Below are 12794 nucleotides of genomic sequence, written 5' to 3'. Positions count from 1 at the left end.
CATGTCGGTAATCGATATCGAAGTGGCCATGCGGCATTGCCGGGCAGAAGAGGTTGATCGTGAGTATGTCCAGCTGTTGCTGGATGCTGCTGAGAACTCGGCGTCCCAGTTCATTCAGCGGCAGTTCTACACCGATGCTGACGGCTTGGCCGCCGCTGTACTGGATGGCTCGGCAGGCGATGAACCGATGGTCATCGAAAAATCGATTGTCGCGGCCTGTCTGCTGATTCTGGGCAGCCTGTATGCCAACCGTGAAGACGTGGTGGTTGGTGTCAGTGCGACTGATCTGACACTGGGCTCTCGCGCACTGCTGAGCCCGTACCGGGTGCAATTGGGGGTTTGATGAGAGCTGGAAAACTTCGACACCAGTGTGCGGTTCAGGCATTCCAGTTCACGCCTGATGGATATGGCGGGGGGACCGATACCTGGGTCGAGCTTCGAAAGATCTGGGCCGATATCGCCACGCCAACCGGCCGCACCGCGCCAGTTGCTCAGCAGCTCAAAGCCTTGGTCACCGCCGAAATTCAAGTAAGGCCCGCGGGCGATTTGATCGCCGGCTTGCGCTTGGTCAACTCCGGCACGACCTACCTGATTGAGGCGGCGCTCCCAGATAACGAGCGCTCCATGCTCCGGTTGTTGTGCTCAAACGTGGTCAATCCATAGGGGGCTTTATGACAAGGCGTTCCTCGATCCAGGGGGATTTCAAGTTGCGCGGCTTGCTGCGGCGAATCGGCAATCAGGTCGAAAGCGACCTACGGCCCGCAATGGTTCAGGCCGCCAATCTGGTGCTTGAGACCCAGACGTACTTAATCCCTCGCGACACCGGAGACTCGGCGGAAGCCCTGACGGCTTTTGTATCGAAGAGCGGTCTTGATGCAGAGATCGGGATCAGAGGGAAAAAGGATAACCGCCGCTACTTCTATACCAGGTTCAGCGAGTACGGGACCAAGGGTTACACCATGGGCGATACAGCCATACCGGCCCGTCCGGCACATCCGTGGCTTCGTCCGTCGTATGACATGAACCGTGACCAGATCGTCGACCTGATCACCCGGGCGATCGCTTCAACACTGAGCAAGGCTGCGGAGGCCAAATGAGTGACCCAGGCTTGGCGCTACAAAAGGCGCTGTTCGACAAGCTGTCAGCGAGCCTGACGGTTCCGGTGTTTGATGCCGTGCCCGCGGGTACGCCCTATCCCTACGTCACGCTGGATTACGAGGTTTCGGACAACGCATCACCGGTGTCCGGCAAGAAGCGCGAAAACCGCCTGTTCTATCTGAGCGTCTGGTCCAATTACAAAGGCCAGGCCGAAGTGAAGCGCATCAACAGCGAGATCGCTGCCGCCCTGGACGAGATTCCGCTCCCGCTGAGCACCGGTACAGCTGTTTCAGTCCGTGTTCTGCACACCGGCACCAATCGCGAGCCGGACGGTGTCACCTACATGGGTAGCGTCACGCTTCGAATCATCACCCAACACTGATTCCGCCGCGCACCACCCGCACCCGCCATTGAGCGGGTTTTTTATTGCTTGAAAACCACCCGCGCCCTGGAGGGCAACCATGACTATCAAAACATCCGCCGGCGTCAGACTCCTGATCGGCCCGGCCCACAACGTCAGTTATGGCGAGGATGTGGCCGGTATTGCCGCTGCCATCCTGGCCTTGAAGGCGCTCACCTACATCGAGGTCGGCGAAGTTGAAGACGCTGGCGAGATTGGCGACGAGGCGAGCACTGCCGATTTCACCGCGCTGGCCAACCGCCGCAAGCGCAAAGTCAAAGGCACCTTCGATGCGGGCAGCCAGAGCGTCACCCTGGGTGAAGACCCGAGCGATGCGGGCCAGGCGGCCGTGAAAGCGGCGGTGCGTAGCGACTCGAACTTCGCCGTCCAGATGGATTACGGCGACGGCTCGTCGGACTTCTACCTGGTCCAGGTGTTGAGCTTCCGCAAGCAGATCGGCACCGCTGAATCGATCCGCAAGGCGTCGGTCAATCTGGCGATCAACTCCGCCATTTACGAAGAGCTGGCGCCAGTCACTCCGTAAGGCACGCACCCCACAGGCGCAGCGCATCGTTGCGCCTGATCCCACTCTTTTTTTTCAAGGAATACCGAACCATGTCCAAGACTGACCACGGCACCGTTGATGTTGAAGTTGGCAGCGAGATCCACACCCTGAATTTCAACCTTAAGGCGGTGCGCAGCATCGAGCGCTTTTTTGGCGGTATCAACCCGGCCTTGGCCGAGCTGCAGAAGTTCAGCCTGACCGCGGCGGCGAAGGTGATCATCGCCGGCGCCAACCTGACCTTGAAGCCCAAAGAGGTCGAGGCGCTCGAAGAAGCCATCTACGAGCAGGGCGTAGGTGAAGTGACCGTGCCGCTGATTACCTTCGTCGTGGCGCTGCTGAATCCGGCGGCCAAGACCGAGGAAGAGCTGGAAAAGGCGGCTGAAACGGGCGCGGCCAAAGGAAAAAAGTAAGCCGTCCCGGCAACGGTAGCTATGTGGATGAGCTGTTCTGCATCGCCACCGGCAGCCTCTATTGGTCGCCCCGGGATGCCTGGGAGACGCCGGTGCCGCAGATCCTCATGGCCTGGGAGGCGCGGGTGGAATTTCTGCGGGCGACCAACCCCAGCGGCCCGCCGCCGGCCCCGCCGGGGCCGCCGGCGCATGAAACCGCAGACGAAAAACGCCAGCGGATCAAGGATCAGATGCGCTCGCGTAAGGAGTCCTGAGGGGCCGTCCCGGGCGCCCGCGCCACCGGCCCGGCGGAACCCCCCTCCGCTGAACTGAGCCCGCCGCGTGCGGGTTTTTTTACGTTCCCCAACCGGCCCCGTGGCCGGTTTTTTTTTGCCGGGAGAATCACATGGCTGTTCAAGAAGTCCAGGGGCTGCTGGTCCGCCTCGAAGCCACTACCGCGCAGATGCGCCAAGAGCTGGCGCGTGCCGACTCGTCGGTGGCGCAGGTTTCCGGACGTATTGACCGGCAGTTGGCGCAGGTGGATGCCGCGTTTGATCGCGTGGGGCTCAGCGCGCAACGCGCGGGGGGTCTGCTCGCGGGCGCCCTGTCCCTGGGGATTGGCGGTGCCGGGATCGGCGCCTTGATCCACCAGGCCGAGGTCTACACGCAAATTGCCAACCGGCTGAAACTGGTCACCTCGAACAGCGCCGAGTTCACCGCCGCGCAAAACGCGGTGTTCAGCATTGCGCAGAAAGCCGGCCAGCCGCTGAGTGCCACCGCGGAGCTGTATCAGCGCATCGCGCAAAACCAAGACGCGCTCAAGCTGAGCGGTAAGGGGGTGGCCAGCATCGTCGAGACCATCAGCAAAACGATGGTGATCAGCGGGGCTTCGGCCGCGTCGTCGAGCGCGGCGCTGGTGCAGCTCGGCCAGGCCTTCGCCTCGGGCACGCTGCGCGGCGAAGAACTGAACTCGATCATGGAGCAAGCGCCCGCGCTCAGTCAGGCCATCGCCAAAGGCATGGGCGTCTCGGTGGGTGCGCTGCGCGCCCTGGGTGCTGAGGGTCAGCTGACCGCGGAGTCGGTGGTGCAGGCCCTGCAAGCGCAACAGGGTGCGGTGGATGCGTTGTTCGGCAAGATGCAGGACACCATCGGTACCGGAATGACCCGGGTGCAAAGCTCGTTCACCAAGCTGATCGGCGAGGGCGATAAGCTCGGCGGGATGAGCGTCCGGATCTCCGCGGCGCTGACCTCCGCCTCCCGGGCCATGGACGCCCTCACGGCGGATGGCGATGCCTTCGCGGAAACCATGCACAACGTTGGCAGCGCCTTGGAGAGTGTGGCGTATGTGGGGGCGGCCGCGCTCGCGCTGGGCTCCGCGAAGCTGGTGGTCTCGTTTTTGCAGGCCGCCGAAGCCTCTATTGTGCAAGCGGGCGCCTTAGCGCTGTCGACCAAGGCCAGCCTGGAGGCGCTGACGGCCGAAGCGGCGCTGGCCCGACAATCGTTGCTCACCGCCCAGACCCGGCAACTGGAAGCCAAGGGCTTGGTCGAGCGTGCAGCCTTGGAGCTGGCGGCCGCTCAAGGCAAGGTCGCTTCTGACCGGGTGCGCCAAGCGTCCGAGCTGGGCAATCTTAAGCTGGTTCAGACCACGCTAACGGCGGAGCGCGAACTGGAGGTGCAGCGCCTTAAATCGCAGATCACCGATCAGGGCCGTGGCCTGTCCATTGCGCGCATCGCCGAACTTCGCATCGCCGAAGCCGGGGCGATCAAACTGGTGCAGGCCGCCGAAGTGTCGTTGGCCGCGACGACCGTGGCGACCTCCGCCTCGATCACCGCCGCCCTGGGCGCGCAGACCGCCGCCCGCGGGGTGCTGGCGGAAACCACCGCGGCGACCAACGCCGCCCGGGTGGCGTCGGATCTGGCCGCGGGCTCGGCGAGCGCGGGCGCCAAGGCCGCCCTGGTGCTCTCCACGGCCAGCCGCGGCTTGCTGGCCCTGCTGAGTGGCCCGGTGGGCTTGATCGCGATGACCGGCCTGGTGGCCGCGTCCTTCATTGACTTCGGCGACAGTGCCGACACCGCGACCGCGGCGCTGATCGACCAGAACGCGACGGTCGACGAGTCGATTGCCAAGTTCAAGGCGTTACGGTCCGAGCAACAGCGGCTCATGGTGTCGGACTGGACCAAGCAGCAAATCCAGGCCACCGAGGCGGCCGCGCAGTCGCTGGAGAACTACACCCGCAACGGGGTGCTCGCCCTGAATTCGCTGGGGCTCTCCGGCGTGAACAGCGTCGAAAGCTTCAAGACGATGGTCGGCGAGGTCCGGGCCGGTACGCGCTCGCTGGACAGCGTCACCGCCTGGGTGACAAAAAATAACCAGCTGCTGCCGGCCTTCAAGGACAACCTGGAGCTGGTGGCGGGCAACTATGTCGCCAGTAGCGACAAGGCGAAAAAGTTCGGCGACCAGCTCAGCCAGGTCAACACGCTGACGGTGTCCGCCACCAGCGCGACGGGCAAGCTGGCCAGCGCGCAAAAAGACTCCGGGCAGACCGACGCCGTCAAAGCGTCGTGGGACAAGTACGTCGAGCAGTTGACCAAAACCCGCGATCTGCTCGGCGCGAACACGGCGGCCGAGACCGCCTATACGGCGGCCAAGATGGGCGCCACGCCCGCGCAAGTGGCCCAGGCGAAATTGATCGCCGAGCAAACGGATGCGCTGAAAAAGTACCAGGCCGCGATCAAGGACGGCGACAAGGTCCAGCAGGCCAGCCTCAAACTGCAGTTGGTGGCGCTCTACACGGCCGAGGCGGCCACGACTCAAGCCGCCGCCACACAAAGCCAGGCCTACGCCGACACGGCCACCGCCGCCGAAAACAGCGCGCGGCGGCAGATCACCGCCATCGAACAGGCGGCCAACTTCGCGGTGGTGGCGGCCACCCGCGTGGCCCTGGGCGCTGTTGCCCCGCAGTCAGCGCTGTCGGGCTACGGATTGCTCACCAACGGCGGGACCGCCCCGGCGGCGGTTCCGCCGGTCCCGACGGCGACCCCCACTCAGCGCGCGGATGCGGCCATCGCTCAGCTCAACGCCACGACGGAAGCGAACAAAAATGTCGACAAGGCGGCCAACGCTGCTGCAACCGCACTGAAGAACCAGGCGAAGGCCCTGGACGACCTGCTGGCCAAGTCGGGGATCTCGACCGCGGCGGCCAACGAAATGGCCGAGGCCTATCTGTCGGGCGCCGATAACATTCGCGCGATCACGATTCAGCAGCGGATTGAGGAAGAGCTGCTCAAGACCGGGGCTGGCGCGCGCGCCAAGGTCACCGCGGCGGTCAACGCGCTGCAGGACGCCGAGGATCGGCGCGATGTGGCCAAGGCCACCAGTGAGCTGAAGGTCGAAGTTGAGCAAATCCTGAAGCAGGCCACCGCCACTCTTCAGGGCAAGGATGCGCTCGACGCCTTCAACGTCACCAAGGCTATGACGATTGCGCTGTCGGGCAAAAATATCGCGGAGGGGAGCAAGGAATACGAGCTGCTCAAGCTGCAGACTGAGGAGCAACTTAAAGCCAACAAGGCGCTCGAGCAGGCCGGTCAGGTCGAAGGCATCGTTGATCGCCTTAATCCCCAGACCAAACTCCTGCGCGATTTCACGAACGAACAGGATGCGCTGAACGCCGCTATTGGCCGATATCCAGCAAATGCGGCGCTCTATCAGGATGCCCTGGTCAAGCTCGGCAACGAGTACGAGGTCAACCGTTCCAAGGCAACCCTGTGGGGGCGGATGACCGAGGGCGCCATCGATCGTATCGACGAAGCGTTCGCCACCGCTTGGGGCAATATCGGCGATGGCGCGGAAAGCCTGTGGGACAACCTGAAGAAAGGCTTCAAGCAGACGCTGGGCGAAATCGCGCACATGCTCACGACCAAGCCTCTGCTGGCCTCGATCAGCAACTGGCTCACTGGCACTGACAACGGGCAAGGACTTGGGGCGGTCTGGGGCAAGTTGCTCGGCAGCGCCGGCGGCTCGGCGGGCGGATCGGGGGGCAGCGGCTCGCCGTTTGGTGGGATCGCTAGCATTGGCAAAAATCTGGTGTCGGCGTGGAACGCGGTCACCGGCATCGGCGCCGATATCGTCGCGGGCTGGGCCAGCGGCGGCGCCAGTGGCGCGGCGCAAGCGGGCGTCAGTTCCGTCGGCGGCCAGTTGAGCACCATGACCGGCATGCTCAAAGGCGGCTTCAACACCCTGGTGCAAACCATCAGCGGCACCACCGCCGCGCAAACCCTGGCGGTGGTCGGCGCCGAGGGGCTCACCTCGACGGTAGTGTCCGGTGCGGTCGCGGAGGGGGCCACCGCCGTCGGTGCGCAGTTCAGCCTGGGCGTAGCGACCACCACCACCGCCACCTATGCCGCGGCCGAGGCGAGTGCGGCGGCGACGGCGGCCTCCCTCAGTGGGCAACTGTCGGCTGCGATGTCGTCGATGGCGGCCATGTGGCCGCTGGCCGTGGTCCTCGGCATGTACCAGTCCGGCAAGCTGTACGACCAAGGCGTGCGCCCGGACGGCGGCGAGATTATGGACAGCGGCGGCAAGACGGCCCTCGGTAAAGTCGCCATGGCCCCCGGCGCAGCCATGTCCGAAATGTTCGAAGTCCAAGACAAAATGTTGGGCAAGGTAGTTGGCGGCAAATGGGCGGCGATTCTCAGCGGCTCGACCCTGCATCAAGCCGTCACCAAATACGTCGGTGAAAAGCTGTTCGGCGGTGCCTGGGAAACAAAAAACACCGGCATTGCTTTGCAAGTCGACGGCGGGGTGTTCAAGGCGCAGCAATACGCCGATCAAAAGAAAAAGGGCGGTCTGTTCTCCAGCGGTGGGGGCCGCACTCGCTATAAAGACCTCAACACCGAGGCGGCTAACGCCCTCGGCGGCGCGTACAACGGAAAGGTTCTCGACGCCATGGGGCTTGTTTCGCAGCTCAATGTGGCCATGGATGCGCATGTTCTTGACGGTCTCAACGTCGCCAAGACCAAGGTCAACATGAAGGGCAAGAGCGAGGAGTACATCCAGACCGCGCTCAATGACTGGATGACCAAGCTCGGCGATGCCGCGGTGGCCGCGATCAATACGGCGACCGGCGCCGGTCTCGAGGGGTTCACCTTCAAAGGTTTGACCACCTTTGTCAGCAACCTCTACACGATGAACGCGACCTTCGCCGGGCTCGGGGTGAAAATGGTGGGCTTCTCCGTCGCCGGTGGGCGCGCGGTGGAGAGCCTGGTGGCGCTGGCGGGCGGCATGGAAGCGCTGCAGAGCAACATCGGCAGCTATTACGAGCACTTCACCTCCGATACGCAGAAAGCCGATGACACCCTGGCGGCCGTCACGGCGCAGTTTGCCGATCTGGACCTGGTCCTGCCCGGGGCCCGTGACGGCTACAAAGCCATGCTCAAGCAACTGGACATGACCAGTGACTACGGCCAGGCCGTGTTCAATGCCATGACCACGCACGCCAAGAGTGCCTCAGCCGCTTACGACATCCTCGAGCAGCGCGCCAAGGCCGCCGCCGAGGCGCAAGCATTGGTTGCCGCAAAGCAAGCAGAAACTAACGCCAACTATTACAGCTTGTTCACGACCGACGCCGAGAAGGCCAACGACAAGTTGATCGCCATCACGGCGCAGTTTGCGGCGATGGGGGTGGTGCTGCCGGCGACCAAAGAACAGTACAAGGCGATGGTCTACGCCGCTGGCCAGGCAGGCGAGTCGGGCCAGAAACTTTTCGATTTCCTGAAAGGCTCGGCCGGCGATGCAAGCGATGCGTTCGCGATCGTCGCGCAGCGGGCCGAGACGCTGAAAAGCAACGCCCTCGCCGGCGCCACGGCGGCGATGGGCACCCTGCAGCGCTCCATCTCCGCTCAGCAGAAGTCGGCCTCTGCCGCGTACAACGCGACGAATGCCGCGCTGACCGAGATGAGCAGCACGGCCTCGAAGCGCGTCAGCGAGCTGAGCGCGGTCGGCAGCGATCTCAGCGCGGCGCTGAAGGCGCTGCGCGGCGACTCGAATGCCGCGGTGAAGATGCTGCGGGCTCAGGCTCAGGCCACGCTGCAGAGTGCCTTGGCGACGGCGCGGTCGGGCGGTTCGCTGGCCGGCTTCAGCGGGCTTGAGGAGGCGCTCGACACGGTCGGCAGCAACAACAGCGATCTGTACGGTTCGTTGGAAGAGTTCAACCGGGACCAGGGTCGCACCGCCAATGTGGTGGCCGAGCTGAATGTCCTTAACGGCCGTCAGCTCAGCACGGCGGAGCAGGCCCTGGAAGGGCTGGAGCAGCAGATCAAGCTGGCGGAGGACAGCTACCAGCTGCTGACCGCCCAGTTTGAATCGGAACTGACCTTCGCCCAGGCCCAGTTGGATGCGTTGAATGGCGTCGACACCTCGATCATGACCGTGGCCGCCGCGGTCGCGGCGATGAATGCGGCCGTGGTGGCCGCGTTGGCCACGTTGCCGCGCACCGGGGCTGGATCAGCGGCAGCAAACACGCCGCAAAACAACGGCACGTGGATCGACAGCATTTACAAGGATGTTCTAGGTCGCGAAGCCGACGCCGGCGGTAAGGCGTTCTGGCAAGCGGCGCTGGACAGCGGGGCGATTCCCTATGACCAGATCGCCGCGGCGATTCGTGATGCAGCGATCGGCAACGGTCAGCTTCCCGGCCATGCCACCGGCGGCCTGATTTCCGGGCCGGGCACCGGCACCAGCGACAGCATCCTGGCGCGCCTCTCCAACGGCGAGTACGTGATGCGCGCGGCCGCGGTGAGCACTTTCGGTACCGGGCTGCTCGATCAGATGAACGCCGGGCAGTTGCCGGCATTTGCCCGTGGCGGGGCTATCGGGCACTCCGGCCCGCAACTGGACGTCATCAGCCCGAGCCGGATCTTCAACGCGCCGGCCGCGGGGCTACGCAACGGGGACGGCGGCAACAGCGCCAGCCTCGAGCAGAAAGTCGATGTGCTGATCGATGTGGTCAAGCAGGTCGTGGGCCCGATGAAACTCAACTCCGACGCGGCCGACAAGCTGTTCAAAAAGTGGGACCGCGTCGGCCTGCTAACCAAAGCTGTGAAGGAGCCCGCATGAGGTTTATCAGGCCGATTGAGGTCACGCCGGCCAAGCTGACCAGTTCCAACGTGCCGGAAACGGACAACCCGCCGTGGTCAGCCGTACCCACCTACGCCCTCGGCAACAAGGTGATGCTCGATCATCGCAACTACGAAGCGCTGGCGGCGGTTCCGGCGGGCGTGAAGCCGGGGGCGGAGGTCGTCACCGAGGCCAGTCCCGCGAAGTGGCTGGACCTAGGCGCGACCAACCGCTGGAAGATGTTCGACGAGATTGTCGGCACGCTCAGCACTCACCCGGGGTCGGTCTCGGTGACGATCCAGCCGGGGGCGGTGGTCAACTCGCTGGCGCTGGTCAACGTCCAGGGCGAGTCAGTCTCGATCGTCATGACGGACCCGATTGAAGGCGTCGTCGCGACCCGGGCCTACAGCTTGATCGATGGCGCGGTCGACAATTGGTACGACTGGTTTTTTGAGGAGATCGAACTGCGGACCAGTTTGGTGGTGCTGGACTTGCCCGCTTACGGCACGGCCAGCCTCACGGTGACGGTCACCAGCAGCGGCACGGCCGGCATTGGCGCGCTGGTGATCGGCAAAACCGCCGAAATCGGCGAAGCGCTGTATGGCACTGGGGTCGGGATCGATGACTACAGCACTAAAGAGCGCGACCGGTTCGGCGGCTGGAGTGTCACCGAGGGGGAGTTTTCCGATACCGCGAAATTCCCGGTCGCGGTGGACACCGACAAGGTCTCAAAAATCAAACGGCTGCTCACCGAAGTCCGCGCCAAGCCGGTCGTTTGGGTCGGCGAGGAGACCTACGAAGCCACCATCCTCTACGGCTTTTTCACTTCATTCGGCCTGGTCTATTCCGGGCCGGTCGTTTCCGATTGCCAACTTGAAATTGAGGGACTCACCTAATGGCCAGCCCGCCGCTCATTACCCCGCTTCCTGATGCGCCGTCCCGCTCCCAAGGGCCGGCCGCCTTCAACGAAAAATCCGATCCCTTCATCGCGGCGCTGCCGCCGATGGTGACGCAGGAGAACGCTCTCGCCGCGTGGATGAATGACACGGCGACGGCGATCGTCGCTGACCGTGACGCCGCGGATGCCAGTGCAGTCGCCGCCGCCGACTCGGCCGAAGCCGCGGCCTCGGTCGAGACGGATGTCAGTGAGCAGATCGCCCTGGCCGCCACGTATGCCAACAACGCCGCGGCCTCCGCGGCCTCCGCCGAGGCGGTAGGGCCGGGAAGAAACACCGCCCGCCTGCACGCGGTCGCCCTCTCTTTCATGTAAGGAATAACCATGAACACATTTGAAGCCCCTTTTGCACAAACGCCGAGAACTAACGCTGTAGTCCTTACTGCTGCCACCGCCATCGGCACCGCCGGGACGGTGCTGGTCACTGCAGGCCCCAACGGTTGCGTCGTCACCAGTGTTCGTGCCACCCCGAACGGCGCGTTAACCGCCACGGGCGTCGATCTGAACAAGGCAGGTAAGGCGTTCCGGTCTGAGGCCTTTGCCGCCTATACGCTGTTACTGACGGCGAAACGCCCACAACTAACCTTCGATATTGCGCCTAACGCCACGCTGGAATTGGGGCCGAATGAAACTCTGGATGTATCGCTGTTAGTTGCGCAGGCGGCCGGTGTTACGGTTTCCGCAGCTTGGAAGGACTACTAATGGCTTACGGTAACCCCTTGGGTAATCCGCTGGGTAATCCGCTGGGGACGGTGCGACAGATTAAAAGCATACAGCCGACCACCATCGACATTAGAAGCGGTACAGGCCAGATTCAAATACCGGCAGGCTATTCGTTTGCGCGGGTGCATGCGGTAGCGGCAGGCGGCGGTTCCCCTACCGTTACCCTTAGTAGAGCGCTAGGCGGCAGCGGCGGCGGTGGATACGCCGGTACTAATATTATCGCGTTAACCGGGGCACCTTTCTCCCTTGATTATTCAATCGGGGTTGGCTCGCTGGGTAATGGCGGAGATACGTCGGCGTCCTTCTTGGGGAAATCCTTACTTGCCACCGGGGGCAAAATATCTACCGGTGACGGGGTTTCGACATACCCCGGGGGCATAGGCGGAACGGGGGTTATCGGCGATGTACTAACAAAAGGCGGTAACGGTGGAGCGGGGTATAGAAACAGCGACGGGGGCGGTGGTGGCGGAGGCGGTGCGGGTGGCCCACTGGGGGACGGCGGGGTCGGTGGGTCAGCGCCCGCATCTTATCCCCCCATTGCGGGAAGTGTGAGTCTGTCAAGCGCGGGGGGCACTAGTGGATATCCTTCGTCTACTAACTGGATCGCCGGTAGTGGAAGCGGAGTGGGTAGTTTTAAAGGCGGTGGCGGAGGCCTGTACTCAATACCCGATAACCCCTCTACTCCTCCTGCGAATGGCTATGCGTTCAGGTGGGGTGGAGATGGAAATGCTACGGGGAGTATGTATACAACTTCCAAAGGTGGCGACTGGGGCGGCGGTGCGGGAGGCTCGGCCTCTGGCGGAGGTGGTCCGTGTACGGGCAATGTTGGCGGCAATGGCGGAGTGAGGATTGAATTATGGTAAAGGTACAGAACCACATCGCCACCCGCGAACCACTGCCGAGCTTCCTGCAAGGCTTACTGCCGGAGTCCCTGGTCGACCTCTCGTGGACGGCCGAATCAGAAGGCGTGCGGGAGCTGGCCTGGTGGCCAGAAGAAAATGCCGACGGCGAACTGGCGGCCGGCATGCGCTGGGGCGCCGAGCTGCTGACCGTCGATGCCGAGCGCCAGGTGGTGGTGGTCACCCACGAAATCGTGCCGCTCAGCGCCGAAGAAATCAGCGCGATGGCCGACGCCCTGCGGCCCGGCCTCACGGCCAGCAACAACGCGCAGTACGAAGCGGCGATTGCCGCGCTGACCGCGGACTACCCGGCTGCCGAGATCGCCACCTGGGAACGCCAGCGCGCCGAGGCGGTGGCCTGGGGCGCCGACCACGCCGCGGCAACCCCGTGGATCGACATTGCGGCCGCCGCCCGCGGCCTGGAGCGCGACGAATACCTGGCGCGCACCCTGGACAAGGTCACCGCCTTCGCCAGCGTCTCGGCCTACCTGACCGGCCGCCGGCAGGGCATCGACGACCAGCTCCGCGCCGCGAGCAGCGCCGAGCAATTGGCCGCGGTGCTGATCGACTACACCTTGCCAGGAGCCTGAGCATGAGCGTGCAACTGGCGGTGCGAAAAGATGACACCCGGCTCGGCGCGCGGTGTATTCA

General features: G+C 63.9%; 12 protein-coding genes. All 12 read left to right on the top strand.

What is annotated here, in order from left to right; all coding sequences use genetic code 11:
- Position 1 precedes the first annotated feature (1 nt).
- The 12 genes from F8N85_RS25280 to F8N85_RS25225 all read left to right on the top strand — a co-directional run bounded on the left by F8N85_RS25280 (position 2) and on the right by F8N85_RS25225 (position 12733).
- The gene (locus F8N85_RS25280) at positions 2 to 343 is read left to right on the top strand and encodes a head-tail connector protein (protein WP_150806236.1); all 342 of its coding nucleotides are present in this window, start codon (positions 2 to 4) and stop codon (positions 341 to 343) included.
- Positions 343 to 663, top strand: a complete 321-nt coding sequence (locus tag F8N85_RS25275) for a head-tail adaptor protein (RefSeq protein ID WP_150806235.1) — start codon at positions 343 to 345, stop codon at positions 661 to 663. Before F8N85_RS25280 ends, F8N85_RS25275 begins: the two co-directional genes overlap by 1 nt.
- Before the next feature lie 8 nt (positions 664 to 671).
- A complete protein-coding gene (locus F8N85_RS25270) occupies positions 672 to 1097 on the top strand; it encodes an HK97-gp10 family putative phage morphogenesis protein (RefSeq protein ID WP_150806234.1) in 426 nt (141 codons plus the stop codon).
- On the top strand, positions 1094 to 1480 hold the full coding sequence (locus F8N85_RS25265; RefSeq protein WP_150806233.1) for a DUF3168 domain-containing protein: 387 nt from the start codon (positions 1094 to 1096) through the stop codon (positions 1478 to 1480). The genes F8N85_RS25270 and F8N85_RS25265 overlap by 4 nt, the downstream gene beginning before the upstream one ends.
- A gap of 79 nt (positions 1481 to 1559) precedes the next feature.
- Positions 1560 to 2042 (top strand): phage tail tube protein, encoded by a 483-nt coding sequence (locus F8N85_RS25260; RefSeq protein WP_150806232.1) that lies wholly within the window; start codon positions 1560 to 1562, stop codon positions 2040 to 2042.
- Between the two features lie 71 nt (positions 2043 to 2113).
- Positions 2114 to 2473, top strand: a complete 360-nt coding sequence (locus tag F8N85_RS25255) for a hypothetical protein (RefSeq protein WP_150806231.1) — start codon at positions 2114 to 2116, stop codon at positions 2471 to 2473.
- Positions 2474 to 2496: 23 nt separating this feature from the next.
- On the top strand, positions 2497 to 2727 hold the full coding sequence (locus F8N85_RS25250; protein ID WP_150806230.1) for a hypothetical protein: 231 nt from the start codon (positions 2497 to 2499) through the stop codon (positions 2725 to 2727).
- A gap of 131 nt (positions 2728 to 2858) precedes the next feature.
- Complete coding sequence (locus tag F8N85_RS25245; protein WP_150806229.1) at positions 2859 to 9566, top strand: tape measure protein; 6708 nt, start codon at positions 2859 to 2861, stop codon at positions 9564 to 9566.
- Positions 9563 to 10462 carry a hypothetical protein gene (locus F8N85_RS25240; protein ID WP_150806228.1) on the top strand — a complete coding sequence of 300 codons (900 nt, stop codon included), beginning with the start codon at positions 9563 to 9565 and terminating at the stop codon, positions 10460 to 10462. The genes F8N85_RS25245 and F8N85_RS25240 overlap by 4 nt, the downstream gene beginning before the upstream one ends.
- Positions 10462 to 10836, top strand: coding sequence for a hypothetical protein (locus F8N85_RS25235; protein WP_150806227.1), 375 nt, complete (start codon positions 10462 to 10464; stop codon positions 10834 to 10836). The genes F8N85_RS25240 and F8N85_RS25235 overlap by 1 nt, the downstream gene beginning before the upstream one ends.
- Before the next feature lie 9 nt (positions 10837 to 10845).
- Entirely contained in the window at positions 10846 to 11223 is a 378-nt protein-coding gene (locus F8N85_RS25230) for a hypothetical protein (RefSeq protein ID WP_150806226.1), read from the top strand.
- Between the two features lie 877 nt (positions 11224 to 12100).
- Positions 12101 to 12733, top strand: coding sequence for a hypothetical protein (locus F8N85_RS25225; protein WP_150806225.1), 633 nt, complete (start codon positions 12101 to 12103; stop codon positions 12731 to 12733).
- Positions 12734 to 12794 lie beyond the last annotated feature (61 nt).

Source organism: Pseudomonas fluorescens, assembly GCF_902497875.1.
GTDB lineage: Bacteria > Pseudomonadota > Gammaproteobacteria > Pseudomonadales > Pseudomonadaceae > Aquipseudomonas > Aquipseudomonas fluorescens_BR.
Note: the sequence above shows the minus strand (reverse complement) of the source record. Positions and strands in the feature narration are given on the sequence as shown.

What these genes read in the sequence shown, in the direction of transcription:
- F8N85_RS25280 (WP_150806236.1), top strand. Translation starts at nt 2, where the DNA reads ATGTCGGTAATCGATATCGAAGTGGCCATGCGGCATTGCCGGGCAGAA.
- F8N85_RS25275 (WP_150806235.1), top strand. Translation starts at nt 343, where the DNA reads ATGAGAGCTGGAAAACTTCGACACCAGTGTGCGGTTCAGGCATTCCAG.
- F8N85_RS25270 (WP_150806234.1), top strand. Translation starts at nt 672, where the DNA reads ATGACAAGGCGTTCCTCGATCCAGGGGGATTTCAAGTTGCGCGGCTTG.
- F8N85_RS25265 (WP_150806233.1), top strand. Translation starts at nt 1,094, where the DNA reads ATGAGTGACCCAGGCTTGGCGCTACAAAAGGCGCTGTTCGACAAGCTG.
- F8N85_RS25260 (WP_150806232.1), top strand. Translation starts at nt 1,560, where the DNA reads ATGACTATCAAAACATCCGCCGGCGTCAGACTCCTGATCGGCCCGGCC.
- F8N85_RS25255 (WP_150806231.1), top strand. Translation starts at nt 2,114, where the DNA reads ATGTCCAAGACTGACCACGGCACCGTTGATGTTGAAGTTGGCAGCGAG.
- F8N85_RS25245 (WP_150806229.1), top strand. Translation starts at nt 2,859, where the DNA reads ATGGCTGTTCAAGAAGTCCAGGGGCTGCTGGTCCGCCTCGAAGCCACT.
- F8N85_RS25240 (WP_150806228.1), top strand. Translation starts at nt 9,563, where the DNA reads ATGAGGTTTATCAGGCCGATTGAGGTCACGCCGGCCAAGCTGACCAGT.
- F8N85_RS25235 (WP_150806227.1), top strand. Translation starts at nt 10,462, where the DNA reads ATGGCCAGCCCGCCGCTCATTACCCCGCTTCCTGATGCGCCGTCCCGC.
- F8N85_RS25230 (WP_150806226.1), top strand. Translation starts at nt 10,846, where the DNA reads ATGAACACATTTGAAGCCCCTTTTGCACAAACGCCGAGAACTAACGCT.
- F8N85_RS25225 (WP_150806225.1), top strand. Translation starts at nt 12,101, where the DNA reads ATGGTAAAGGTACAGAACCACATCGCCACCCGCGAACCACTGCCGAGC.